This window comes from Xenorhabdus thailandensis (assembly GCF_037996785.1).
Lineage (GTDB): Bacteria > Pseudomonadota > Gammaproteobacteria > Enterobacterales > Enterobacteriaceae > Xenorhabdus > Xenorhabdus griffiniae.
On record NZ_JBBMXF010000012.1, the window covers coordinates 689,458 to 714,577 of the forward strand.

At 45.9% G+C, this 25,120-nt stretch carries 30 protein-coding genes and 4 pseudogenes; 24 read left to right on the top strand and 10 right to left on the bottom strand.

Annotation, left to right across the window (positions count from 1 at the left end; translation table 11 throughout):
• Nucleotides 1–103 precede the first annotated feature (103 nt).
• The 8 genes and pseudogenes from lpxK to serC all read right to left on the bottom strand — a co-directional run bounded on the left by lpxK (nucleotide 104) and on the right by serC (nucleotide 11,121).
• Nucleotides 104–1,099: a tetraacyldisaccharide 4'-kinase gene (gene lpxK / locus AAC853_RS13370; RefSeq protein ID WP_338882725.1), complete on the bottom strand. Its 996-nt coding sequence runs from the start codon at nucleotides 1,097–1,099 to the stop codon at nucleotides 104–106.
• Nucleotides 1,096–2,839: pseudogene (msbA, locus tag AAC853_RS13375) on the bottom strand (lipid A ABC transporter ATP-binding protein/permease MsbA). The gene lpxK and the pseudogene msbA overlap by 4 nt, the downstream one beginning before the upstream one ends.
• A gap of 38 nt (nucleotides 2,840–2,877) precedes the next feature.
• Complete coding sequence (locus tag AAC853_RS13380) at nucleotides 2,878–5,223, bottom strand: ComEC family protein (RefSeq protein WP_340614821.1); 2,346 nt, start codon at nucleotides 5,221–5,223, stop codon at nucleotides 2,878–2,880.
• A 321-nt stretch (nucleotides 5,224–5,544) separates the two neighbouring features.
• Nucleotides 5,545–5,835: an integration host factor subunit beta gene (gene ihfB / locus AAC853_RS13385; RefSeq protein ID WP_047767557.1), complete on the bottom strand. Its 291-nt coding sequence runs from the start codon at nucleotides 5,833–5,835 to the stop codon at nucleotides 5,545–5,547.
• Between the two features lie 74 nt (nucleotides 5,836–5,909).
• Nucleotides 5,910–7,582, bottom strand: a pseudogene (gene rpsA / locus AAC853_RS13390) (30S ribosomal protein S1).
• A 193-nt stretch (nucleotides 7,583–7,775) separates the two neighbouring features.
• Nucleotides 7,776–8,462 (bottom strand): (d)CMP kinase, encoded by a 687-nt coding sequence (gene cmk, locus AAC853_RS13395; RefSeq protein WP_338805411.1) that lies wholly within the window; start codon nucleotides 8,460–8,462, stop codon nucleotides 7,776–7,778.
• Between the two features lie 171 nt (nucleotides 8,463–8,633).
• Nucleotides 8,634–9,941, bottom strand: a complete 1,308-nt coding sequence (gene aroA / locus AAC853_RS13400) for a 3-phosphoshikimate 1-carboxyvinyltransferase (RefSeq protein WP_340614822.1) — start codon at nucleotides 9,939–9,941, stop codon at nucleotides 8,634–8,636.
• A gap of 91 nt (nucleotides 9,942–10,032) precedes the next feature.
• Nucleotides 10,033–11,121, bottom strand: coding sequence for a 3-phosphoserine/phosphohydroxythreonine transaminase (gene serC, locus AAC853_RS13405; protein WP_340614823.1), 1,089 nt, complete (start codon nucleotides 11,119–11,121; stop codon nucleotides 10,033–10,035).
• Nucleotides 11,122–11,726: 605 nt separating this feature from the next.
• Here serC and AAC853_RS13410 point away from each other — a divergent pair.
• Nucleotides 11,727–12,755: a metallophosphoesterase gene (locus AAC853_RS13410; protein ID WP_340614824.1), complete on the top strand. Its 1,029-nt coding sequence runs from the start codon at nucleotides 11,727–11,729 to the stop codon at nucleotides 12,753–12,755.
• A gap of 130 nt (nucleotides 12,756–12,885) precedes the next feature.
• On the opposite strand, the gene tnpA is transcribed toward AAC853_RS13410, so the two are convergent.
• Entirely contained in the window at nucleotides 12,886–13,341 is a 456-nt protein-coding gene (gene tnpA, locus AAC853_RS13415; RefSeq protein WP_340614825.1) for an IS200/IS605 family transposase, read from the bottom strand.
• Nucleotides 13,342–13,696: 355 nt separating this feature from the next.
• Between tnpA and AAC853_RS13420 the strand changes: the two are divergent.
• Nucleotides 13,697–13,963, top strand: a pseudogene (locus AAC853_RS13420) (transposase family protein); the annotation flags it as partial.
• 262 nt (nucleotides 13,964–14,225) lie between these two features.
• On the opposite strand, the gene AAC853_RS13425 reads toward AAC853_RS13420, so the two are convergent.
• Nucleotides 14,226–14,828, bottom strand: a complete 603-nt coding sequence (locus AAC853_RS13425) for a helix-turn-helix domain-containing protein (RefSeq protein ID WP_074020591.1) — start codon at nucleotides 14,826–14,828, stop codon at nucleotides 14,226–14,228.
• A 148-nt stretch (nucleotides 14,829–14,976) separates the two neighbouring features.
• Here AAC853_RS13425 and AAC853_RS13430 point away from each other — a divergent pair, with 148 nt between their 5' ends.
• From AAC853_RS13430 to AAC853_RS13535, 22 genes and pseudogenes are all read left to right on the top strand, one after another.
• Nucleotides 14,977–15,204 (top strand): helix-turn-helix domain-containing protein, encoded by a 228-nt coding sequence (locus AAC853_RS13430; RefSeq protein WP_074020630.1) that lies wholly within the window; start codon nucleotides 14,977–14,979, stop codon nucleotides 15,202–15,204.
• A gap of 18 nt (nucleotides 15,205–15,222) precedes the next feature.
• Nucleotides 15,223–17,205, top strand: coding sequence for a transposase domain-containing protein (locus AAC853_RS13435; RefSeq protein WP_340614826.1), 1,983 nt, complete (start codon nucleotides 15,223–15,225; stop codon nucleotides 17,203–17,205).
• Between the two features lie 8 nt (nucleotides 17,206–17,213).
• Complete coding sequence (locus AAC853_RS13440) at nucleotides 17,214–18,167, top strand: AAA family ATPase (protein ID WP_340614827.1); 954 nt, start codon at nucleotides 17,214–17,216, stop codon at nucleotides 18,165–18,167.
• Complete coding sequence (locus tag AAC853_RS13445) at nucleotides 18,164–18,418, top strand: hypothetical protein (protein WP_074020594.1); 255 nt, start codon at nucleotides 18,164–18,166, stop codon at nucleotides 18,416–18,418. The genes AAC853_RS13440 and AAC853_RS13445 overlap by 4 nt, the downstream gene beginning before the upstream one ends.
• A 13-nt stretch (nucleotides 18,419–18,431) precedes the next feature.
• Nucleotides 18,432–18,635: a hypothetical protein gene (locus AAC853_RS13450; RefSeq protein ID WP_074020595.1), complete on the top strand. Its 204-nt coding sequence runs from the start codon at nucleotides 18,432–18,434 to the stop codon at nucleotides 18,633–18,635.
• Nucleotides 18,636–18,668: 33 nt separating this feature from the next.
• A complete protein-coding gene (locus tag AAC853_RS13455) occupies nucleotides 18,669–19,307 on the top strand; it encodes a DUF3164 family protein (RefSeq protein WP_340614828.1) in 639 nt (212 codons plus the stop codon).
• A 1-nt stretch (nucleotide 19,308) separates the two neighbouring features.
• Nucleotides 19,309–19,542, top strand: a complete 234-nt coding sequence (locus AAC853_RS13460; protein WP_074020596.1) for an ANR family transcriptional regulator — start codon at nucleotides 19,309–19,311, stop codon at nucleotides 19,540–19,542.
• Nucleotides 19,523–19,711 (top strand): hypothetical protein, encoded by a 189-nt coding sequence (locus AAC853_RS13465; RefSeq protein WP_340614829.1) that lies wholly within the window; start codon nucleotides 19,523–19,525, stop codon nucleotides 19,709–19,711. Before AAC853_RS13460 ends, AAC853_RS13465 begins: the two co-directional genes overlap by 20 nt.
• 19 nt (nucleotides 19,712–19,730) lie before the next feature.
• Nucleotides 19,731–20,045 carry a hypothetical protein gene (locus AAC853_RS13470; RefSeq protein ID WP_340614830.1) on the top strand — a complete coding sequence of 105 codons (315 nt, stop codon included), beginning with the start codon at nucleotides 19,731–19,733 and terminating at the stop codon, nucleotides 20,043–20,045.
• Entirely contained in the window at nucleotides 20,038–20,265 is a 228-nt protein-coding gene (locus AAC853_RS13475; protein ID WP_074020599.1) for a hypothetical protein, read from the top strand. The genes AAC853_RS13470 and AAC853_RS13475 overlap by 8 nt, the downstream gene beginning before the upstream one ends.
• 8 nt (nucleotides 20,266–20,273) lie before the next feature.
• Nucleotides 20,274–20,807 (top strand): gp16 family protein, encoded by a 534-nt coding sequence (locus AAC853_RS13480; protein ID WP_340614831.1) that lies wholly within the window; start codon nucleotides 20,274–20,276, stop codon nucleotides 20,805–20,807.
• A complete protein-coding gene (locus AAC853_RS13485) occupies nucleotides 20,804–21,325 on the top strand; it encodes a hypothetical protein (RefSeq protein WP_340614832.1) in 522 nt (173 codons plus the stop codon). The genes AAC853_RS13480 and AAC853_RS13485 overlap by 4 nt, the downstream gene beginning before the upstream one ends.
• Complete coding sequence (locus AAC853_RS13490) at nucleotides 21,315–21,632, top strand: hypothetical protein (protein ID WP_074020601.1); 318 nt, start codon at nucleotides 21,315–21,317, stop codon at nucleotides 21,630–21,632. The genes AAC853_RS13485 and AAC853_RS13490 overlap by 11 nt, the downstream gene beginning before the upstream one ends.
• 12 nt (nucleotides 21,633–21,644) lie before the next feature.
• Complete coding sequence (locus AAC853_RS13495) at nucleotides 21,645–22,070, top strand: Mor transcription activator family protein (RefSeq protein WP_340614833.1); 426 nt, start codon at nucleotides 21,645–21,647, stop codon at nucleotides 22,068–22,070.
• A gap of 101 nt (nucleotides 22,071–22,171) precedes the next feature.
• A complete protein-coding gene (locus AAC853_RS13500; RefSeq protein ID WP_340614834.1) occupies nucleotides 22,172–22,684 on the top strand; it encodes a glycoside hydrolase family 108 protein in 513 nt (170 codons plus the stop codon).
• Nucleotides 22,684–22,932 carry a hypothetical protein gene (locus tag AAC853_RS13505; protein WP_074020604.1) on the top strand — a complete coding sequence of 83 codons (249 nt, stop codon included), beginning with the start codon at nucleotides 22,684–22,686 and terminating at the stop codon, nucleotides 22,930–22,932. The genes AAC853_RS13500 and AAC853_RS13505 overlap by 1 nt, the downstream gene beginning before the upstream one ends.
• Nucleotides 22,926–23,156: a hypothetical protein gene (locus AAC853_RS13510; RefSeq protein ID WP_074020605.1), complete on the top strand. Its 231-nt coding sequence runs from the start codon at nucleotides 22,926–22,928 to the stop codon at nucleotides 23,154–23,156. The genes AAC853_RS13505 and AAC853_RS13510 overlap by 7 nt, the downstream gene beginning before the upstream one ends.
• The gene (locus AAC853_RS13515; RefSeq protein ID WP_340614835.1) at nucleotides 23,153–23,749 is read left to right on the top strand and encodes a hypothetical protein; all 597 of its coding nucleotides are present in this window, start codon (nucleotides 23,153–23,155) and stop codon (nucleotides 23,747–23,749) included. The genes AAC853_RS13510 and AAC853_RS13515 overlap by 4 nt, the downstream gene beginning before the upstream one ends.
• Entirely contained in the window at nucleotides 23,746–23,967 is a 222-nt protein-coding gene (locus tag AAC853_RS13520) for a TraR/DksA C4-type zinc finger protein (RefSeq protein WP_074020606.1), read from the top strand. Before AAC853_RS13515 ends, AAC853_RS13520 begins: the two co-directional genes overlap by 4 nt.
• Complete coding sequence (locus AAC853_RS13525; RefSeq protein WP_083600961.1) at nucleotides 23,951–24,253, top strand: DUF2730 family protein; 303 nt, start codon at nucleotides 23,951–23,953, stop codon at nucleotides 24,251–24,253. The genes AAC853_RS13520 and AAC853_RS13525 overlap by 17 nt, the downstream gene beginning before the upstream one ends.
• Before the next feature lie 8 nt (nucleotides 24,254–24,261).
• Nucleotides 24,262–24,549, top strand: coding sequence for a VpaChn25_0724 family phage protein (locus AAC853_RS13530; RefSeq protein WP_074020635.1), 288 nt, complete (start codon nucleotides 24,262–24,264; stop codon nucleotides 24,547–24,549).
• A 2-nt stretch (nucleotides 24,550–24,551) separates the two neighbouring features.
• Nucleotides 24,552–25,120, top strand: a pseudogene (locus AAC853_RS13535) (DUF3486 family protein); the annotation flags it as partial.

Here is a 25,120-nt window from a genome sequence, read left to right on the forward strand (position 1 = left end):
AATGTGGCTCAGAATACCATAAGCAATGTATCACCGTTAACTTTGTTGCTTTGTTTAATTTACCTTATTTTGCTTAGTATGGTGAAGTGAGAATAGCCTGACATTATTGGTGAGTATTTAATGCTGGCAGTAAAGCACAGATATCATTCAACACCTTTTGCCCTTTTTCCTCGGGCAATTCAGCGTGTACAGGCAAATACCACCAGTTAGGTTGGGCAAATTGGAAACATTTAACCGCATCTTTTTCTGTCATCAATAAATTTTGATCACTATTTGCCAGGGCCAATAGTTGAGATTTTTCGTACGCCTGATGATCAGCAAAAGCGTATGTTTTCTGTAATTTCGCTCCTAATTGCTGCAATGTTGCAAAAAAACGTGGTGGATGACCAATTCCTGCCATCGCAACACCATTGGAAAGATCAGTCACCTTTCGCGTTTCCCCAGTCAGCAAATTAACCACCAAATCGCCCTTTAGAGTCATTGGTAATTCACCCGATTCGGGTGTTCCACCATTAACAATGATGGCATTGACGCTATTCAAGCGTCCCGCCAGTTCTCGCATAGGGCCAGCAGGCAACCAGCAACCATTGCCAAAACGACGAACGCCATCAATGACGACAATCTCATAATCACGCCGCAAGGCATAATGCTGAAGACCATCATCGGTAATGACGATATCAACCGGAGCATGTGCCAATAATGCCTGAACGGCTTCTGCTCGCTTTGGTGCCACTGCAACAGGTACACCAGTACGACGACGAATTAAAACAGGTTCATCCCCTGCTTGTGCCGTTGTCACTTCATCGGTAACCAATAACGGGTAATGTGCCGATTTCCCGCCATAACCACGCGAAACAACGCCAACCCGATAACCTTTTTGCTGCAACTGTTCAACCAGCCAAATAACAACCGGGGTTTTGCCATTTCCTCCTGCCGTCAAATTACCGACAACCACAACAGGCACTGGTGCTTTCCAGGAGCGGCTCAACCCTAGTTTATAGCTTAAACGCCGCAAGCCACTTATCAGCCCATAAAGGGCTGATAATGGCAATAATACGATGTAAAGCCGCGAGCGGCCTGACCATATGCGTTCAATCATTGGCCAAATTGCATCCTATGTAACTGAGCATATGCCCCATCATGTTGCAATAAAATCGCATGGTTGCCCCTTTCTATGATATTCCCATCTTCAATGACGATAATTTCATCGGCATTTTCAATAGTAGAAAGGCGGTGAGCAATGACCAATGAAGTTCTGTTTTTCTGTAATTCATCTAATGCAGCCTGAATTGCCCGTTCAGATTCTGTATCCAATGCAGAAGTGGCTTCATCCAAAATTAAAATCGGAGAATCACGCAATAAAGCACGGGCAATCGCAATACGCTGACGCTGCCCCCCAGAAAGCAAAACACCATTTTCACCGATCATGGTATCAAGGCCATTATCCAGTTTTTTGATAAAGTCCATTGCATAAGCCATTTCTGCCGCCCGCTCTATCTCTTCGCGGCTAAAGCATCCTTCGCTAGCGTAAGCAATATTATTGGCAACCGTATCATTGAATAGATGGACATTTTGCGATACCAACGCGATTTGGTTACGCAGTGAAGCCAGGGTATATTCACGCAGATCATGACCGTCTAATACTATCTCACCTTCATTCACGTCATAAAAACGCGTCATGAGATTGGCAATTGTCGATTTACCTGATCCTGAACGACCCACCAATGCAATCGTCTTTCCCGCTGGGATTGTCATTGAAATATTTTTCAATGCAGGATGATCCTTGGTTGGATAACAGAAAGTAACATGACGGAATTCAATATTGCCTTTTGCCTTTTTGATTTCCAATTTACCTTCGTCTTTTTCCTGCTCCATATCCAGGATAGTAAATAAGGTCTGGCAGGCAGCCATACCACGTTGGAATTGTGCATTAACGTTAGTAAGGACTTCAATGGGCGCATCAGGGCAATCATAGATGAAAATACAACAGTGATTTTCCCTGCGGTTAAAGCCCCCATAATTTCAGGAAAACTGGCTGCATACAGGATAAATGCCAGTGCAAAAGAAGCAATAAGCTGGATAATCGGATCTGAAATGGAATCAGCAGTGACCATTTTCATACCCTGCTGCGCATATGGTTGCTGACTTTGTTAAAGCGTTCAGTTTCAACTTTTTGACCACCAAAAATTAAAACTTCTTTGTGCCCTTTCAGCATCTGTTCAGCACTGGTTGTTACCATCCCCATGCTGCTTTGCATATTTTTACTAATATTACGAAAACGCACGGAAACAAGACGAATAACTCCCGCAACTATCGGCGCAATGACGATCAAAATAAGCGAGAGTTCCCAACTGTAATAAAACATCAGTATAAACAGGCCAATAATTGATGCGCCTTCCCTGACAACCGTCACTAATGCACCGGAGGAAGAGGAGGCAACCTGTTCTGAATCGTATGTAATACGGGAAAGCAAAGTCCCCGTGGATTGCTGGTCAAAGAAGGAAACAGGCATTCCCATCATATGATTGAACAGGCGGCGACGCATCTGCATGACCACTTTGCCTGATACCCAAGAGAGACAATAACTCGATATAAAACCAGATATGCCACGCAACAACATCAATCCGATAACAACCAGTGGCATCCACTTCAATACGCCAATGTCTGCCTTGCCAAAACCCTCATCAAGCAAAGGCTTCAACAAGGAAAGCATCAATGTATCACCGGCAGCATTAATGACTAACGCAACCGCCGAGACGATCAGCCCGATTTTAAAAGGAGTGATGATCGGCCACAATCGGCGAAAGGTCTGCCAGGTAGAAAGGTCTTTATCATTCATTAGTGAGTTACCAAAACCAAAAGAAATAGCGAATCATTCTACTCATGATCGCCACGAATACCAAACCACTGATGATACCATCGTGACACTATTTGTTGTCGATAACCTTTTAATTTAATGTCATCGCGATAAAAATAGCCGGTTATCTGACCAGAAACCGCTGTGCTATGCCATTTAATGCCAGCATTTTTGTAGCGTTGTTTCACCTTTGCTGAAGGCAATCGCCACGGGCTATAGCGTGCAACTGAAGCCAGAGCATATCGAGGCATAACTCTGCGTATAAACACCGAAGTAGAAGAAGTGTTACTCCCATGATGAGGTACTTGTAGTATTGTTGCACGCAGATGATCCTTCTCAAGCTCCAATAAGCGGTATTCGCCCAGCTTTTCTAGATCTCCTGTTAATAGCAGACTGTATCTACCATCATCAATACGGATCACGCAAGATTGATCATTGCCAACTATAACTGACTTTTCTGGTGGCCAAAGAACGGCAAAATTTAACCCCTGCCATGTCCACTTTTCACCACGGACACAAGGTAAATGAGCCTGATTTAGAGAAGGGCTTCTAATTTGGATATCGGGATACTTTTCAGCTAGATATTCCATTCCTCCCGTATGATCCAAATGATCATGACTCAGGATTATTTGCCCTGGTGTTAACCGATGCCAACGTAAATAGGGTTCAATAACTTTTTCTGCCATGCTGCCCGTTTCCCAACGATTTCCTGTATCAAATACAATCGCTTCCCCTCCCTTATCGATGACCACAGCTAATCCATGCCCCACATCCAGCATGGAAAAACGCCATTGATAATCATTAGAACGTTTGGAATAACACGCCATGATTCCAATGCAAACGCCCAACAACCATTTATAGGAGCGCCACCAACCTAAGCGCCAAATCACAACAAAAAACCAGCCGATTAACGTAATACCTATCGGATAGTACCCTGTTTCAAACCATGAATATGTCAAAATAGGTAAAGGTGCCAAAGCAAATAAAATGCTGTAATCAACAAGCTGCCATAAAAAGGGTTGGATCACCGGAAGAAAGAGACAAACCATCCCCAACATAACCAACGGAACAGATAAAAAAGAAATAATTGGAATAGCCCACAGGTTAGCCACCAATGATGCAATATTAACGCTCTGAAATAGCAAAAGCTGTAACGGTAACAACATTAGCAACATGCCCAACTGTATATGCAGTGCTCGCAGCCATGACCACTGCCACCCCTGACGTATCTTTTTTGGCAAAGGCATCCAATAAAACCAAAATAACAGTGCCATTACCGCAGTAAATGAGAGCCAGAAACTGTCAGAAAGTATTGCCAAAGGATCGAAAAATAAAATCAGGGCGGCACTCCATAAAGCCCATTGCCATGAAAAACACAACCGGCTTTTGCACCGTAAATAAATCCATAAAGTTAACCCTAATATTGCCCGAACGGCTGGAATTCCCCAACCAGATAACCATCCATACAGCATTGCGGTTAACCAGCCCATGATCAATGGAAAGCGAAATCCAATCCATTTTGCAGGAAAGAAAAACTGCGTCATTCTTGCAAAACTCCAGCCAAATAAGCTGGCCATTGCAATATGCAGCCCTGAAATTGCCATCAAATGCGCAATACCTGTCTGCTGTAATAGCAAGCGAGTGGATTTATCCAACCACGTCCTTTCACCAAACGAGAGTGCTAAGACAATACCCGCCTGTTTTAATGGTTGGATTTCTGGTAACAGCTTATTAATGAGACTTTGTCGGAGATTACAATTTTTATCGAGAGGTTTTGCCTCAATAATTTTTCCATTCAATGGCTGGCGAATAGAAAGTGAATATCGTTGGCTATCGAAACTACCATGGTTTAATTGAGCATGAACAGGTCTGAGTTTCATTGTCATCTGCCACTTCTGACCGGCACATAGCAACTCTTGAGAGTTCCATGATACTGACGCATATAAGGCAGGAATAATATATTTCCCATCACTCTCAATCAGCTTAATACGATAACGCGCCTTCTTATCTTCCTTCTTCGTATTATTTTCCAACGATACACTATCAATCATAACGATTGCAGTGCGGGATGTTTCGCTGAAATAGGTGACTTGAGCCAATATATGCTGGCCATGCCAACATCCGAAAATAAATGCCCATAATGCTAATGATACTAGTCGTATAATCTTATAAGGAAAAAATAATAAGCAAAACGCAAGGATAACCAGGTATTGAATGACTTTTTGTTGAGGAAGCTCTGCAAGGAATAATAAGGGAAAAACTCCCAATATAATGGCTAATGCCGCCCAATTTAGACTGATAAGTGGCGTTGGTTTTCGCCAAATGGTAAACAAACAGGTAAAAAGAGAAAATATTATCGGCTGCATCCATTATGCCTCTGTGCTGACATTCCATTCACGCAAGAGAGCTTATGACATAGTAAATCTTACTGCCAGTTAGAGAAATGTTTTCGTGGAATCGCTTCGCAAATTAACTTTTAAACAAAAGAAACGATCTCAAAAAAATACGTCTATTCTCACAAAAACCAGAGATACATTAAATTAGATATATACCCATCTCACTTCAGGATGCATATTGTTTATCCCCGCTACGCTGGGAGATATAAGACGCGTCTTGAAAGGCGATTAGTATATACAAAAAACGGCACCGTAAGGTGCCGTTAGTTTAATTAAGTAATAACTGATATCTTAGCTATCGCTATAGATATTCACGCGGTCACGTAACTCTTTACCGGGTTTAAAGTGGGGAACATATTTACCGTCCAATTCCACTTTTTCACCCGTTTTAGGGTTACGACCCACACGCGGAGCCCGGTAGTGAAGAGAAAAGCTGCCGAATCCGCGAACTTCAATACGTTCACCTGCGGCTAGTGTTTCTGCCATATGATCAAGCATTTCTTTCACTGCATCTTCAACGGCTTTGGCCGGCATGTGAGATTGCTGCTCTGCAAGTCTTTCGATTAATTCAGACTTGGTCATGGTACCTCCCTAAACTACCGTATTCGGGTAACATTCTCATTATAGAGAACATTACCCGCCGTTATTGACTTAGATTATTCGCCTTTAGCTGCTTTGAAAGCTTCAGCCATTGCGTTGTTAGCAAAGTTTGTGTCTTCTTGTTTGTTCACAGAAGCGATAGCGTCTTTTTCATCAGCTTCGTCTTTTGCACGAACAGACAGGTTGATTACGCGGTTTTTGCGATCAACGCCAACATATTTAGCTTCAACTTCATCGCCAACGTTCAGAACTTGAGTTGCATCTTCAACGCGGTCACGAGAAGCTTCTGATGCACGCAGGTAACCTTCAACACCGTCAGCTAATTCAACTGTAGCACCTTTTGCGTCAACTGCAGTGACTTTACCAGTAACAATGACACCTTTCTTGTTTACAGACAGGTAATTGTTGAATGGATCTTCTGCCAGTTGCTTGATGCCCAGAGAGATACGCTCACGCTCTGCATCTACTTGCAGAACTACAGCAGCGATTTCGTCGCCTTTTTTGTATTCACGAACTGCTTCTTCACCTGCAACGTTCCAGGAGATGTCAGACAGGTGAACCAGGCCGTCAATGCCGCCTTCCAGACCAATGAAGATACCGAAGTCAGTGATAGACTTGATTTTACCTTCAACGCGATCGTTCTTGTTGTGCGTCTCAGCAAATTGCTGCCAAGGGTTAGCTTTGCACTGTTTCAGGCCCAGGGAGATACGACGACGTTCTTCATCGATATCCAGAACCATAACTTCCACAACGTCACCAACGTTAACAACTTTGGATGGGTGGATGTTCTTGTTGGTCCAATCCATTTCTGAAACGTGTACCAGACCTTCAACACCTTCTTCGATTTCAACGAAGCAGCCGTAATCAGTCAGGTTAGTTACGCGACCAGTCAGTTTAGTACTTTCTGGATAACGCTTAGCGATTGCTACCCATGGATCTTCACCCAGTTGTTTCAGACCCAGAGATACGCGAGTACGCTCACGGTCGAATTTCAGTACCTTAACTGTGATTTCATCGCCCACATTGACAATTTCGCTTGGGTGTTTAACACGTTTCCAAGCCATATCAGTAATGTGCAGCAAGCCATCAACGCCACCCAGATCAACGAATGCACCGTAGTCAGTCAGGTTCTTAACGATACCTTTAACTTCCATGCCTTCTTGCAGGTTTTCCAGCAGCTGATCACGTTCTGCGCTGTTTTCAGATTCGATAACTGCACGACGAGAAACAACTACGTTGTTGCGTTTCTGATCCAGCTTGATGACTTTGAACTCAAGCTCTTTGCCTTCAAGGTGAGCAGTGTCACGAACTGGACGAACGTCAACCAGTGAACCTGGCAGGAACGCACGGATGCCGTTCAGTTCTACAGTGAAGCCACCTTTTACTTTGCCATTGATAATACCAGTGACAGTTTCAGCTTCTTCGTATGCTTTTTCCAGCATCAGCCATGCTTCGTGACGTTTCGCTTTCTCACGAGACAGACAGTTTCACCGAAACCATCTTCTACCGCATCCAAAGCTACGTCGATTTCATCGCCAACCTGGATTTCCAGCTCACCTTGAGCATTTTTGAATTGTTCTACAGGAATTGCAGATTCTGATTTCAGGCCTGCGTCAACCAATACAACGTCTTTATCGATAGCAACCACGACACCACGAACGATGGCGCCTGGACGAGTTTCGATAGCCTGTAGGGATTCTTCAAAGAGTTGAGCAAAGGATTCTGTCATGTTTATGATCTTCAAGATTTTTAATTAACGTCCATTAAGCATCCAGCCGAATGGGGTTGTTTTACATACCTCGCAACTTTTCCCTGTTACAAGGTGTTTTAGTGTACCAGAATATTTCACTACCAATACACTAGAATTCTATATACATCTTCTTGATACGCGACTGCAATAGTCTATTTGCGAAAATTAACGATTATGCGGGTATTTCCAGCGCGTTTTTCACATAAACCAGTGCTTTATCAATCACTTCTTCGATAGACATACTGGTCGAATCCAGGATCAATGCATCTTGTGCAGGCACTAAGGGCGCAACAGCCCGATTGCGATCGCGGAAGTCCCGTTCTTGTATCTCGGACAAAAGATTTTCAAAGTTAACACTAAAACCTCTCTCCTGCAACTGCAACATACGTCTGCGGGCGCGTTCTTCCGCACTTGCATCAAGAAATATTTTCACTGGCGCGTCGGGAAATACGACTGTTCCCATATCACGTCCATCGGCTATCAGCCCAGGGGCAATGCGGAAAGCTCTCTGCCGACGTAAGAGTGCTTCACGGACACGTGGGAATGTCGCCGCCTGTGAAGCCGTATTTCCAACGGTTTCGGTACGAATTTCATTGCTGACATCTTCGCCTTCCAGAATGACGCGGAGTTTGCCATTTGCAGGCAAAAAACGAACATCCAGGTTTGCAGCCAGAGGAACCAGTGCGTCTTCAGACTGGATATCCACCTGATGATGGATGGCAGCCAGTGCCAATACACGATAAATGGCGCCTGAATCAAGCAACTGCCAATCTAACGCTTCAGCCAATGCCTGACATAGTGTTCCCTTGCCAGCACCACTTGGCCCATCAACGGTTATTACTGGGGCTATCGCCGCCATCATTATCCTCCTTTTCGCATAACATTCGTATAACAGACAGGTCATTTACCGAATGCAAAAAATTGCTTAATTAGCAAGCAATAAAAACCGGTCCTATTATACGCGCTCAGCAGATGAGAGAAACAGGCAAAGCCCATTTATTTCTATCCCTACCGACTTTTGCGTCTCCCTCTACTTTACGTATTGGCTGAGCTTTTCGAGCTGATTGAAATAGTCAGGGAATGTCTTTGCTGTACAGCCTGGATCAAGGATAGTAACTGGAGTATCCGACAGGGCTACCAACGAGAAACACATCGCAATGCGGTGATCATTATAGGTCGCAATTTCAGCATGATTGAGCTTTTCTGGCGGAGAAATTCGAATATAATCATGTCCCTCTTCCACTTCGGCGCCTATTTTTCTCAATTCGGTTGCCATCGCATTTAGTCGATCGGTTTCTTTTACCCGCCAATTGTAGATATTGCGGATAACGGTTTCTCCCTGTGCAAATAACGCAGTTGTCGCAATTGTCATTGCTGCGTCAGGAATAGTATTCATATCCATATCAATGCCCGTCAACGTACCACGCTCGCATTCAACAAAATCGTCCCCCCACCGAATCGTTGCTCCCATCTGTTCCAATACATTGGCAAATTGGCTATCCCCTTGCAGGCTATTTCTGCCAATGCCCGTGACACGAACGGTTCCGCCTTTAATTGCCGCTGCTGCCAGAAAATAAGATGCCGATGAAGCATCGCCTTCTACCAGATACTGCCCCGGAGACAAATATTGTTGCTGACCTCTAATGTGAAAAACCTGATATTGTTCATTGTCTACTGTTACACCAAAACTTTTCATCAGTGCCAATGTAATATCAATATAAGGTTTAGAGACCAAATCACCTTGTATGTGAATTTCCGTATCGTTTTTTGCCAATGGAGCTGCCATCAACAGAGCGGTCAGGAACTGGCTGGAAACAGTGCCATCAACGGTGACTTTTCCGCCTAAAAATCCCCCTTTGATATGTAAAGGCGGGTAATTTTCCTGCTCAAGATAATCAATTTCTGCTCCTCCCTGACGCAATGCATCGACCAAGTGACCAATTGGGCGTTCTTTCATACGAGGTTCACCGGTCAATACCACACTCATACCACTGTCTCCCAAACTGCTGTCCCCTAAACATAGAGCCGCGGCCAATGGGCGCATAGCTGTACCTGCATTGCCCAAAAACAGTTCAATATCGCTTTTGCCCGTAATGCGGCCTCCAATGCCATCTACTTCACAGATAGTACGATCGGCAGAGAGGCGATAGGAAATACCCAATACAGTCAGAGCATTAAGCATGTAACGGATATCATCGCTGTCCAACACATTGGTCAATCGGGTTGTTCCTTTAGCAAGAGCAGCAAGTAACAAAGCGCGGTTAGAAACGCTTTTAGAACCAGGTAAGTTAATTGTTCCATTAATATGGGAAATAGGTTGTAACGTCAGGGATTGCATAAAGAGAGGAATCTCCAGATATGATTTTAGTTTTTAGGATAAATCGAGGATTTTGAGATCGGGAGGTTTTATCCCTCCCGATAATAAAAAATTATGCGTTGCGGCGTTCAAAATCAGCCATAAATTCAACTAATGCGTTCACACCCTCATAAGGCATAGCGTTATAAATTGAAGCACGAGCGCCACCTGCAACTTTGTGCCCTTTCAATGCATGTAGCCCGTGTGCATAGGCTTCTTCCAAAAACTGGCCATCTAACGCTGGGTTAGCCAGTTGGAAGGGTACATTCATGATAGAACGGTTTTGGGGAGCAACACGGTTGATATACAACTTGCTGTTATCAACGGCATGATAAAGGTGTTCGGCTTTAGCATGATTGCGTTTACTGATTTCTTGTAGCCCTCCCTGCTCTTTCAACCACTTGAATACCATGCCAGACAAATACCATGCAAATGTCGGTGGCGTGTTATACATGGAGTCGTATTGAACCTGCACAGTATAATCCAGAATAGATGGCGTATGCTGGTGTGCTTTACCTAGTAGATCTTCACGGATAATGACGACAGTAATCCCTGCTGGCCCAATATTTTTTTGTGCCCCAGCATAAATAACACCATAGCGGCTAACATCAATGGGTACAGAGAGGATAGTTGAAGAGTAATCGGCAATGACAATTTTATCATCACCGAAATCAGGCTCTTCAAAAATGGCAACGCCTTCAATAGTTTCATTAGGACAATAATGGACATAGGCAGCATCACGGCTCAATGCCCATTCACTCATCGGCTTCACACCTTTGACACCGTCCGTTTCTGTCCTGATATCAATGACATTTGGAGTGCAATATTTTTCTGCTTCTTTTGCTGCACATTCAGACCAGTAGCCACTAACGATATAATCTGCTGTCGGTTTATCACCCAGTAAATTCAGTGGTAACGCCGAAAACTGCCCACGGGCACCGCCGTGACAAAACAGCACCTTGTAATTCTCAGGTATTGCTAATAAATCTCGGAGATCTTTTTCTGCTTCTGCCGCAACAGCCACAAACTCTTTACTACGGTGACTAATTTCCATTACAGATGTCCCCAAACCGTGCCAGTTGCAAAGTTCCTGCTCTGCACGTCGTAACACTTCTGCTGGCAACATAGCTGGGCCAGCACTGAAATTATATACCTGACTCATTAACTTCACCCTATCAATGGATACAATAAAATCGGACGCATTGGTTTTATCATTCTCTCCTTGCCGCTGCAATGGTTATTAAGAGATTATCGCAAATATTGTTGTAGCCTATTGGTTACAGCACATTGTATAACTGGCTGATAAACTATGCATTAATAATTAGAATATTAAAAATAACTAAGACTACATCCATTAATATAGGTAAATTAAAAAATTACAATCAATCTCAATTCAAAGTTAAATATAAAAACACCCGTTTATTGATTAAATTTAATAATGCAAGATAACATTTTCATAAAAAATCAAAAAAAAATACTTCATCCTATATTTTTTCATTTATAATTTATAAAAGACAGTTTTTTGCAAACATAACTATCTCATTATAAATATTTTCAGAAACACCCATGCATTACCTAAAACACTTTAATTATCAACCACACCAAGTAATTTATAATTTAAACCAAGATAGAAATAAAATGATCCATCAAATATATACATTTAAAAACATCACCTTAAATTTTTTAAAAAATATCAGTTACTCCAATAAGTCAGAAAAAATACTTTGCAAACAATAATAAGCAACCCCAAAATAGGATGACATAAATATGAAAAAAGCAAAACCAATAACCTTTATTTATATATTTTTTATTATATTATTCTTCTCATCTTCTTCTGCCTTCGGTACAGACAGATCAAAATATATAACCCGGGATTATAAAGTGGTTGTGATGTCTGATCCGCAACCATGGAGATTGGAAACTGGAGATCCTAATTCCTCTGAAAATCAGAAACCTTGGGAAAACAGAAATCGAAATGTAGTACAAAGTATTAATAAATTACATTCACAAGAGTTAGTGGACTTCGGCATCATAAACGGCGATATGACCGAATTTGGCCGTCAATCCACTAGGAATAGTTTTTATAAAATATATAATAAACTATTATTTCCATTTTACTTTGGTCTGGGGAATCATGATTATGCAAACAATGTTAATGATTGCACTGAAATAGGAAACCTTGATTTTAGTAAAAACGCTTGTGCAAGGGAGTCTGTAGACAATATGGCATCAGAAATAAGCAACCACTATCAAAAAGAATTATTGCTAAATTTCAGCAGTGATTATGATAACAGTCACCGTAGTGGTAGTTTGGCTTATTCATGGGATTTTGGTTCTATTCACTATGTCCAACTACAGTTTTATCCAACTTATCAAGTTGAATTAGATCACTATCTCGCACCAACAATACATATAAAATCATCAATGGAGTGGTTAAAGAATGATTTAGCAAAAGCATATGCCAGAGGAAAAGTCAGTATTCTTAATTTTCATGATGGCACTGATCATTTCATCGAAACAAGTACTGATGAACAGAAAAAGGAATTCAAAGAATTAATTGAAAAATATAATGTCATGGCAGTATTTATTGGCCATACTCATCAGGTGGAAGAATCCAACCAGAGTGGAGGAGATCCTGTTTTTGGCCATGCCAGAATATATAATAGCGGTGCCTTATTCCAAGGCGATTTTTTACTGATGAATGTAAGAAAAAAATGTATTGATGTTTCAGTTTATAATGGTCGTAATGGTACACCTGAAAAAATCCAAGACTTTCAAAGTACTTGTGGAAAATGAATGTTTTATCTGAATCATAACCACCCGCATAGCGGGTGGTTTGCTCTAGCCCTATAAGGGCATGTTACCGACTGCGCCTAAATGACGCGGCTTTCTCTTCGTTCAAGCTAAGTGCCTTTGCTTCTTTGGCTTACCCCTTGAAGGGGGCGTTATACTCTCGTGTACTTAATTTATCTTGAAGTAAATCTGACTTTTCTTGCTCTCTGATATAGTTACGGATTGTGGCTTCATTCAGCCCCACTGTGCTGACGTAGTATCCTTCCGACCAAAACTTCCGGTTGCCAAATTTGTATTTTAAATTGGCATGTTTATCAAATATCATCAACGAGCTTTTACCTTTTAAGTACCCCATAAAACTGGAAACACTTATTTTCGGGGGGGTACTCACCAGCATATGAACATGATCTGGCATTAAATGCCCTTCGATTATTTCGACTCCTTTGTACTTACAAAGGGTTCGTAGACTCTCACCTATACTTGAACGGATACTATTGAAGATGACTTTTCGTCTATATTTCGGCGAAAAGACGATATGGTATTTACACAGCCACTTTGTATGCGCTGAGCTTTGTGCTTTAATTCCCATAAACACCTTTCCTTATTTAAGTTACGGATATTAGCTTGAACATCTATATCGTAACGGAAAGGTGTTTTTCTTGGTATAACCCTTGAACTCCACCCGCATAGCGGGGGGTTTTATGTTTAAGAAGCTAACGCATCTTAAACTGGCTAAAGCCATAAAAAAATATAAAAAGGCGCATCAAATGCACCTTTTTATATGGTTAAATCAGGAATTAGGGCGTGTTGACGTTTCGTGGAGGGAAGTTTGAACAGCATGATGATCTGGCAGGGTGAGAGCGTGAATTTTTTGTTAACAAAATTTAGGGTTGACGGATAAGAAAAAACATCATCTCATCCTTCTTTTTTTAGGAAGTATTCTCATGAGCATCAATGCCTTTTCTCAATATTTCAGTACGTTAACAGACCCTCGCCAGTCGTCTAAGATCAGTTATCCTTTGTTTGATATCCTTTTTCTGGCAATTACATCCATCATCGCCGGCGCGGAAGGATGGGAAGATATTGAAGATTTCGGCGAAACGTATCTGGACTGGTATCAAAAAAAATCACTTTTCCCGAATGGAATACCGGGACATGATTCTATCGCTCGACTTATTTCTCGTCTCAATCCTGTTGAGTTTCAGCACTGTAATGAACCACAAAGAATGAGAAACAAAGATTAATAGGGAATTTGTCAAAATAAACGGGATTTCGCGGATATAAATTCAAGTAATTCACGGAGTTGGGATGTGAGTTATAGAACGGCTTCGACTTCTCGTGCAGACTTACCAAAATGAGAAAAATTTTGAACTATACTTTTTTGATTCACTTGTTTTGGTAAATGTAGGGCTTGCACGATCATCTGTTTAAATCATCTTTAAATATCTTTTAACTAATGGGCCGCCTAGCCCATTAGCTGGCTTTGCTTTTTCCACTTAAATGGCGGTCAGTATCCTTTTGCTCTTCTTCTCGGATAGATTCCAAAAATCTCTGGCGTTGCTCATCCGTCAATGAATCGTACATGCGAGCGACGAATAGAGCATGATTAGATATAGACTGGTCTTCTGGCGATTGTTCTTGTTTACTGTCTGTCGGTAATACTTGTAGTAACGAAGCAAGACCCAGCCTTACAACTCGAGCAATGATTGCGTCTCTTTCGTCTGGAGTCATCCTATGTAGAAATTCTAACCAAACCTTTTCTTGTGTCTCCGTAACGTGCTCTGGGATTTCCTTTAATTCAGGAACACTATCTACATTACTACCATTTGCCAGCCATTCAATTGATACTTCGCATTTTTCTGCGAGCAAAGCTAGCTTATCTAAAGATGGATATGTTTTACCCGATAAATAAGTTCTTATCGCAGCTTCCGATATACCACATCTTTTAGCTAAGCTATTACCAGATTCATTTCCCATGGCTTGTCTGAGCCTATCCTTAAACTGTGTTATTTTATTTCGTATAAAAACACGATTCATACTTTTGTCATTACTTGCGTTTTTTTCTTTGTCATTCATTGAAATTACTAGCTCCTGCCTTTGATTTACACTTGCGAATAAAAACACGAATTAATCTTTAATTCGTGTTTTTATGCGAATATATTTATACCTGTACAGATAATCTTCGATGATTATCGGAACCGATAAATATTATAAGGATCGCATGATGTCGTTAATCTCGCAAGAAGACGTAGATTGGCACCGCGCAGATATCCGCGCGGCATTAGAAAAACGTGGCACAAATTTACGCACACTATCGATAGCAGCAGGTCTGGCCGCTGATACATTGCGTAATGCATTAGTCAGGCCCTGGCCTAAAGGAGAAAAAATTATTGCTCAGGCTATTGGGGTTGAACCTGCAGTTATCTGGCCAAGCCGTTATTCAAAACAATAGAAACAGTAAGGGTGGGACATGGATATTTGGGTTACAGCACAAGAGTGTATCGGGCTACCGAATTTACCAACGGCCCCTTTTAACATCTCTAACCGTTTAAAAAAACTCGCAACTGACGATATGGTCAGGAAGCGTGAAGGCTCTAAGGCGTTTGAGTTTCACATTAGCTGCCTGCCACCTGTTGCCCGTGCCGCGGTATTGAAAAAGCAAGGCGTGATCGAAGTTGCAGGCAATCCGATTGAGATAAAAAAACGCCAGACCGAAAGCTATTCCCGCGAGTTGCTTTGGCAGGGCTGGAACAACGCCAATGAAAAACAGCGTGGAAAAGCACGCGAACGTTGTGAGGCAGTCATCGCCGTGGCGGAATTACTGGACAGTGGCATTGATACGCTGACCGCATTTGATTCCGTGGGGGAAGCCCTGAAGGTTGCGCCGGCGTCTGTCCGTCGTTGGTACTACCAGGCCAAGCCGTTTGACCGTTCGGACTGGCTTGCTGCGATGGTCAGCCAGCATGGCCATAGTTTGTCGGCGCGCCGGAAGAAAGAAGCAGAGTGCAGCCCGGCGGCCTGGGATTTCTTTCTGGCCGACTATTTGCGCCCTGAGCAGCCGGCATTGCGGACTTGCTATGCCCGCCTGACAGAAGCGGCGACAGCACAGGGTTGGATAATCCCCAGCCTGTCATCCCTGCGCCGGAAGCTGGAGCGTGAAGTGCCTGCCGAGCAGGTGGTATTGCTACGCGAGAGCGAACACGCCCTGATGCGGTTATACCCTGCGCAGGAGCGTACCGTACTGGATTTGGATGCGATGGAGTGGATCAACGGGGACGGCTATCAACATAACGTGTTCGTGCGTTGGTTTAATGGTGAAGTCATTCGTCCCAAGACGTGGGTCTGGCAGGATATCCGTACCCGCAAGATCTTATCCTGGCGTACTGACGTATCTGAAAACAGCGACAGCATTCGTCTGGCTCTGGCTGATGTGGTTGAGAAATACGGTATCCCCAGACACGTCACCATTGATAATACGCGAGCCGCAGCCAACAAATGGATGACAGGCGGTGTACCCAACCGTTACCGCTTCAAGGTGAAGGAGGATGACCCTAAAGGCATTATCCCATTATTGGGTATCCAACTGCACTGGACCAGCGTGCTGTTTGGCCGGGGTCATGGTCAGGCCAAACCGATTGAACGTGCATTTTCCCACGGCGGACTGGGGGAAGTGGTTGACCGCCATCCGGCACTGGCGGGTGCGTATACAGGCCCTAACCCTATGGCAAAGCCGGATAATTATGGTGACCGGGTGATTGATGCCGAAACCTTTTTACAGGTACTGGCGGAGGGTATCGCTTTCTGGAACCGGCAACCGAAGCGGGATACTGAAGCCTGTCAGGGTGTCCTGTCTTTTGATGCCGCCTTTGAACAGAGTTATCAGGCCAGTGCTATCCGTAAGGCCACAGCCGAGCAGCGCCACTTGCTGCTGTTACCTGCCGAGGCGGTCACGGTGAACAATGGTGCCTTTACCCTGAATGCCGGCGGCAAAATTGCATCACGCAAGAACCGTTACTACCACGAGCAGTTGCTGGGCATTAAACCTCATAAAGTGGTCATCCGGTTTGATCCGCAATCACTGCATGAATCTGTCCTGTGTTACACACTGGATGGCCGTTTTATCTGTGCTGCCCAGTGTATTGAAAAATCAGGCTTTGGTGATACTCAGGCGGCTCGTGAGCATGTCCGCAACCGGACACGCTTTGTCAAACGGACGAAAGAGGCTGCCACAGCGCAGCGCCGCATGACTGCGCTGGAAGTGGCAGAACTGATGCCGGAAACCGTGGCACCTGAACCGCCTGAAACCCGCGTTGTTGAGATTTACAGGTCCGCGGGCAATACCGTCCGTCGTGAGCTTGTCGATCTGCACGCCGAGACAGAAAACGATTACGACTACGCCTTTGAAAATGCCGTCGCCCAGTTACATCAACAACAGCAGAAAAACACGATTTAGGGGGAATTATGAGCAACATTATTGAATTGACACCGGCACAAACAGCACAAGCCGATATCCGTGCCGCCATTAGAAATGTGGTCGAGAACGACGGGCTGACCTATAGCAACATCGCCCGTGAAAGTGGTATCTCAGGCACGGCGCTGTCCCAGTTTATGAATGACAGTTATCGGGGTAACAGCGATAGCATTGCCAGCAAACTGTCGGTCTGGCTGGAAAACCGCATACGCCGTGCCAGTGAGATGCCGTCAGCGCCGGATTTTGTCGAAACTAAAACCGTCAGGCAGATTTGGAGTGCCCTGCAATATGCCCAGATAGCCCAGTGTATCAGTGTGATCTATGGCAGCCCGGGCGTGGGTAAGACCAAATCACTGCAACAGTTTGCCAACGAGCGTCCTAATGTCTGGCTGATTACCGTGTCACCTTCCCGTGCCAGCCTGAGCGAATGCCTGTATGAACTGGCGCTGGAACTGGGCATCGGTGACGCACCACGCCGTGCGGGTCAGTTGGGGCGTGCCGTTCGCCGCAAGCTGCGCGGAACATCCGGCTTACTCATTATTGATGAAGCCGATCACCTTGATTATCCCGTACTGGAAGAGCTGCGCATTTTGCAGGAAGACACCGGCATCGGGTTGGCTCTGGTGGGTAATCATCAGGTGTATTCCAAGCTGACAGGGGGAAATTCCCGTAACGTAGACTTTGCCCGTCTGTTTAGCCGTATCGCCAAGAAAGTGGCGATCCTGAAAACCAAAAAAGATGACGTGCAGGCGATATCGGCGGCGTGGGGATTGGGGCAACAAGAGCGTGCACTGGTTCAGCAACTGGCAGAACGCCCGGGTGCATTGCGCACAGTTTCCCATACCTTGCGGCTGGCGGCCATGTTTGCCACCGGGGCTAATGAAGCATTGACGGAAAAACACATTCGTGCCGCTGTCAAAGATCTGGAGGGGACGACATTATGAACCGCAATTGCTTAGCGCAGGCATTTACGTGTGCCGGACTGGCTATTGATGCGCTTACCGCCCGCGGGTTTACTGTCATCAGTGTTGTGATACGTGACAGCGCACCACGTATTCACATTGCCCGTCATACGCTATGTGAACATTTAATTCAGAATGGTAAGGCGAGTTATCGGCACCTTAGCCGTTACAGTCGGCAGGGCTGGTTTACTCACCACGGTTGTCAGGTTTATTGGTCGGAATCTTTACATTAAGGAGAGCAATATCATGGCAGTAAAAATTGAGATCTTAATTACCAGTGAGTCAGGTGAATTAAAACATGAGGTTATCGCCAGTGGTCCTGCGGGTGAATATACCCATCAGGAATATCAAGCCGCGATGCGCTTATCAGATGTGTTAGGTCAGCACTTGACTCATGGCGGGCATGGATTGGTGATACATCAGGTACCCTCACGGTACAACATTCACTAACCATTAACTCTAATATTTCGAAAAGGTAAAATAATGTTAATGATAACAAAACAATTTACAAATCAAATCGCACCGGAAGGCTACTGGATTGATGCGAAAGGCGTGCTGACTCCGGTGGAAATCATCAAAGAAATCGACTTTGAACGTGATCATCTGGTGGGCGAAATTGTGAGACACGCCATCAGCGTGAATGAAGCACTGAATGAACTAAAATTACGAGCCTTTGGCGATATTCAGGCCTTCATTGATCTCTCTGCTGAGAAATACGGTGCTGTCAAAGGCGGTAAAAAAGGCAACGTAACTTTATATAGCTATGACGGCCGCTACAAAGTTCAGCGCGCCATGCAGGATAGGATAGCCTTTGATGAACGTTTGCAGGCCGCGAAGATATTGATTGATGAATGCCTGGCTGACTGGACAGAAGGTGCAAAACCGGAGATCCAGACGCTGATTAACCAGGCGTTTATCACCGATAAAGAGGGCGATATTAACACCGGGCGCGTGCTGGCGCTGCGTCGTCTGGGTATTGATGATGAGCGCTGGGTACAGGCGATGATGGCGATTGGCGAAGCGCTGCAAATTGTGGGCAGTAAGTCCTATCTGCGTGTCTATGAGCGCGTCGGTAGTACAGACCAGTTTCGCCCCATTGCTCTCGATATTGCGGGGGTGTGAGATGGACGAACATATCCATAAAAACCGTGCACGCAATCACTATGCTGCCTACTCATCCGTTGCCGCCCATGCAGAACGCAATACCGATTATCTGAATGCAGCAATGCTATGGGATAACGCGGCTCATCATGCCCGCAGTACAATGACCCGCAATTGGGCAGAACGGCGCAGCGCATTTTGTCAAAACGCCGCCACCAGGGAATGGGGAAAGCCGGATGAAAGCGCAGCAGTTTAACCAGCGTTTCCCGATAGGGCACTGTTTTATCTATCAGCCTAACCGGGTTTTACGGGGCGACCAGACCGTCAGAACGATTGAGCGGGCGCAGGACTTAAATAATATGACCGTGGTGGAAATCAGTACCGAACCTTATTTAGTCCGAATTGAACATTTAACACCGGCGTAATGTAACAAACTGAAAATTAATGATTTTTAAAAATGGCGTAAATCTGCCAGGGGCTGGCTTACGCCAAAATTCTGATAAGGCGCTATTTATGAACATTGATGACATTGATTTAACGTTATTAAAACAAGAAGTTGTTGATTGGCATGAAGCCGCAAATGAACACTGTGATTTATTAATAGAGCATGCTGATAAGAAAATGGATTTACAAATTGGTGAAACTTTTCAATGTAGCACTCTCGAAGAACAACGTGCATTCAAAGTTGGTGTTCTTCTTGCAAAGGCTCAATTTAGGGATTTGCCCTTCAGGACAGAACAGGAGGAAGATCATGATTAAGATTAAACAGCTTTCACTGGTTACCGCCATTGCAAAAGAGATTAGTCATCAACAGCCTGGCATCACCATCAATCAGGAACAATTAAATACCCTCATTACCGCAGCCAATAATATCTGTGCGGCATTTGAACAACCTGAAACCCCAGAGCGCGATCTCTGTGATAGCGGCAATGACTGGCCGCGCGGTGGTTGCCAGACTGGCTGTGTAGCTTATAAGTGAGGTGATTAATGACTAGCCAACAACTTATTCGCCTCATTCATATCGCCAAAACCCAACTTAAATTGGATGATGAAACTTACCGTGCGGCGCTAGTTGCCGCGACGGGCAAATCATCTTGCCGTGGAATGGCGTATGCTGAATTAAAAACCGTCTATAACGCCTTCGTCGAACGCGGATTTAAACGCCGTTTTAAACGGGATCACCAACGGGTTAAACCCCGATTAAACGGTCAAACCAAAGCACCGGAAATTGCCAAGATTCGTGCCATCTGGATCACTATGCACCAGCAAAAATTTGTGATTGACGGTTCTGAAGCGGCGCTTAACCAGTTTGTCCAGCGTCAGACGGCCAAAATCAATGGGGGTGTCGGTGTGGCCGAAGTGGGCTGGCTTGATGCATCACTGGCCTGTCAGGTTTTGGAGTCCCTGAAACAGTGGCACGGTCGGCTCATGTTGGGAGTGATGCACGTGCGAGGTCAGCACCTGCCGGAACGGCGGGGGTATGATGCCTTGTGTGATGCGTACAATATGGGGAAAGCATGATGAAAATTGGCCGCTGCCCAATCTGCCATTCCGATTTTCACCTGGATGCCATTTTTGAAGATGATGCCAGCCGGCAATTGCTGGCTAAACTCACCGATTTACCCGGTGGTTGTGCCAGACCGTTGGTAGCTTATATCGGCCTCTTTCGTCGGGAGAAAAATAATCTGTCCAATAGCCGGGCATTGAAGCTGGCGGAAGAAGTGCTGGCAATGTACTCCGCCAATCGGGTATTGGGCCACGCGCTCAGTGAAACCGTTGAACGTATGCGGGAGAAACGGGCACAAGGCGATAATAAGCCATTAACCAACCATAACTACCTGAAAATTGTTTACCAGTCATCAGAACAGTTATTTGCTCAAAGCAGTAATATCAATGCCAGGGAAAAGAAACAATTATCAGGATCTGATAGTCGTGATGCCTATTTTAAACAAATGCAGCAATATGGTGTTGATTTGGCTACACTATCGGGTGGCAAAGAGTGGTTAGAACAACAGAAAGGAGGGATAAATGGAGAGTGAACTGAGTAGTTTCTTCTTTACATTGATACCGATTGCGGCGGCGTTCTGGGTCTATTTTGATGCGTACCATAATCGGATTGGCACATACCGTGATGAACTAAACCGACTCCGCGGGCATTCGCCAGTCTGGTGGGGAACGTTGACCTTATTATTGTTAATTATCTTTCTTCCTTTATACCTGATTCAGCGGAAGGCATTGCTGGAAATAGCGAAAGAGCACCCCGCTAACAGTGATATGAGCATTGGGATCTTAGTTATGTCAATACTGAGTGGACTGATGATCTGGTATTACAACTTTAATTATTAATGGCTTGACAATATGAGAAATCTACCCTTCTTTGCCGAGAGTCATGACGAATTAGGCCAGCTATTAGATCAGCTGGATACTATCCCAGAGGCAGAGTTACAGACTCGCTGGCCTCAGTTACTGGCGGATATGGTGGATCTGTTCAGTACCGAACTACAGCGGCAGGGCTACGATGAACCCGCCGCCCGCAGGTCGGCCAGTAAACTGGTCGGTTCTCTGGCGCATTACTATGGCGGCCGTGCTGTCTATCTGCCAACGGGTGAGACATTAAAAGCGGCACTGCGGGATAACCAGTTATTCAGTGACTGGAGCCGTTCCCGCGGTAATGTAGATGTATTAGCCCGAAAATATTCCCTGACCCACTCGACCGTTTATGCGATACTGCGCCAACAGTTAACGCTGCACCGTAAACGCTACCAGCCTGAACTGTTCGACTAAAACCAACCCGCTGCGGCGGGTTTTTTGTTTGATACCCCACAAACCCAATCTTTCTCACTAAAAACCGATGATGAGCTACCCATTATTGACAGGTCGCCATCATGACTCACCCTACCTACAGCGTCGCGTTTCTTCATGCCATTCATTACCTGCTACCTGTTGAAGGCGGTTATGTCAATGACCCCCATGACCGGGGCGGTGAAACCCAATACGGCATCAGCCAACGCAGTTATCCCCAACTGGATATTCGTGCATTAACCCAGGCAGATGCGACTGCGATCTACTATCGGGATTTCTGGCAGCCGGCAGGTTGCGAACGCGTCCCGTCCGGGATCTCACTGGTGTTGTTTGACAGTGCCGTTCAGCATGGCGTGGTCTCGGCTATCCGGTTATTACAACGTGCAGTGGGCGTGCGTGATGACGGCATCTTGGGCAATCAAACCCTCGGTGCTATTGCCGCCACCGCACCGGATTATCTGTTACATCGTGTGATGAACCAGCGTGCCCGCTACTATGCCCAGATTATCGCCCGCAATCCCCTGCAACAACGGTTTTTGAATGGGTGGTTCAATCGATTGGATCATCTCATTCAGGCTGCACTGGAGGTGATGTGATGTTGCCGCCGCCTATTCCTGAACTGTTGTTACAAAAGCAGATCCCGGCGCTGCGCAATCCACGCTATTACAGCATTTATCAGAGCGGGCGTGAGCGCTGTTTACAGCAAGCGCTGGCCGGAAACGCTATCAGTCAGGTTCCGCTGTACAGCCATAACGCCACGTACCAGTCCCTGTTCAGTCAAGGCTGGGCATCGGTCAATGCGCAAGATATCCGTCTGGCAAAAGCGGCAGGTATGTCATGTTGACCTTACTTAAGCAATTGATCACCAACCCGGCTACAGGGCGTTTTTCGACATCTGACACCACGTTGTTTGGGGCCTGGGTCGCCAGTACCGTCGTTCTGCTCTGGTCGGCACTGTCAGGCCAGCTTTCCGAATGGCTGTTCGTCGGCTATCTGGCTGCCTGGGTGACCCAGAATCAGGCCTCCAAACAGGCAGCCATTAAGCGGGATAAGGAGATCGGTCTATGAATGTTATCTACCGCTATGGTCTGACCGCGATGGTCAGCGCTGCACTGGGCGGGGGAATGGCTGCGTGGTGGGTGGACAAATCCATGCAGTCTGCCGTGGATGCGGAGATCCAGAACCGTCAGGCCGCAGAGCTGACCTTCTATCAGTCACAAAAAGCGTTGGCTGAGTTAAATGCGGCCGCCCTCCATCAACTGGTGACAGAACAACAGGCACAATTACAGAAAAATGCAGACTTATCTAACAAAGTGTATGCCGCGCTGGCGGGGTTATCCCAGACGGCCAAACGCATTGAAAACCAAATTCCAGCCGCCCTGGCCCGTGATGGGGTGGGTTATAACGGCCTTGGTCCTGACGGGTTGCAGCTCTACCAACGCGCCTTCGGTTACGGTCACCCCACCGTTGATCGTGACAGCCTGTCCGGTGATCCCCGCGCCCCTGCTGCAACTGCCTCCCAAACCCGCGCCGCCCCGGTCAGGGACACCCGCTGCCCTGCTGGCCCATGCCAGCCAGTACGGCCAGTGGAGCCAGGCCCTGGCGCACCAGTTGCGGGCCATTCAGCGTTGGGCGGCACAACAACAGGAACGGCACCATGAGCAGGCTGATAGATAAAGCGTGTGCGCTGGAACAATGGCATCGTGAACGGGCGCTGAGGGTACATTTTCAGCGCCCGGCACAGGCAGGCAACGGGGTTTGCTTCGACTGTGGCGAGGCCATTGATCCGGCCAGGCTGGCTATCAACCCGGCCTTTGAACGGTGTATCGGGTGCCAGGAACATAGCGAATCCCGGGAGAAACATGCTGGACGTTCTTAGAGAAAACTGGGCGATGGTCTGGGCGGCAGCCACCACGGCCTTTAACGTCATTCTGGTGCTGCTCAGTAAAACCTACGCCAAACGTGATGAGGTGGAGGTCCTTAAGATGCAGGTTCGTCAACTGGAAACTTCACTGTCTACGTTACCCAACCGGCAGGAACTGCACAACCTGCAACTGGAAATTGCCCAATTGCGCGGTGATCTCAGTGCGGTGTTACCGGAATTACGTCAATTGCGCAATTTAAGTGATTTGTTATTACAGAACGAATTAAAGGAAAAAAGCTAATGTCAGCCATGCGTGAAATCTTAACTGCTGACCAGCGGCTGGTGCTGCTGCGTTCGCTCACCGAATGTGGTGGTGATGCCAATGAATCGGTGTTACAAACGTGCCTGGATGCCTACGGCCACCGTATCAGCCGTGATGGGGTACGCTCGCACCTGAGCTGGCTGGCAGAACAAGGGCTGTGTGCCCTCAACGATGTCGCCGGTTGTCTGGTGGCCACCCTGACCGGCCGCGGGGCTGACGTCGCCGAGGGGCGTAGCACCGTACCCGGTGTCAAACGCCCGCGCCCACGGGGGTAATGATGACTGATAAGCGTACCCGCGGCCGTCCCTCCAAAATCGATTTATTACCGGATGCCATTCGTGATCAATTACATGCACTGTTGCGTGATAAACGTCACACGCAAGAAGATATCCGCGCGGCCGTAAATGAGTTGATTGATGACGCTGGCCTGTCTGGAGATCTCAAAATTTCACGCACAGGGCTAAATCGCTATGCGTCGCGTATGGAGACATTAGGCGCCAAAATTCGTGAAGGCCGCGAGATTGCGGACGTATGGGTGTCTCGTCTTGGCTCTGCCCCGACATCCGATATCGGTAAATTATTGCAGGAATTTGTGAAATCCCTCGCGTTTGAAACCAGTATGTCGCTGGCGGAAGGTGACAATGTGGTTGAACCTAAGGCACTGGCACAGTTAGCCCTGGTTGCCGCCCGTATCGAGCAAGCCGCGATGACCAGCACCAAGCGTGAGAGAAAGAGATCCGTGCGGCCTTTGCGGCAGAAGCGGCAGAACAGGCAGAAAAAATCGTCAAACAGGCCGGGTTGACCGCTGACGCTGCCGCCGATATCCGCCGACAAATTTTGGGGATT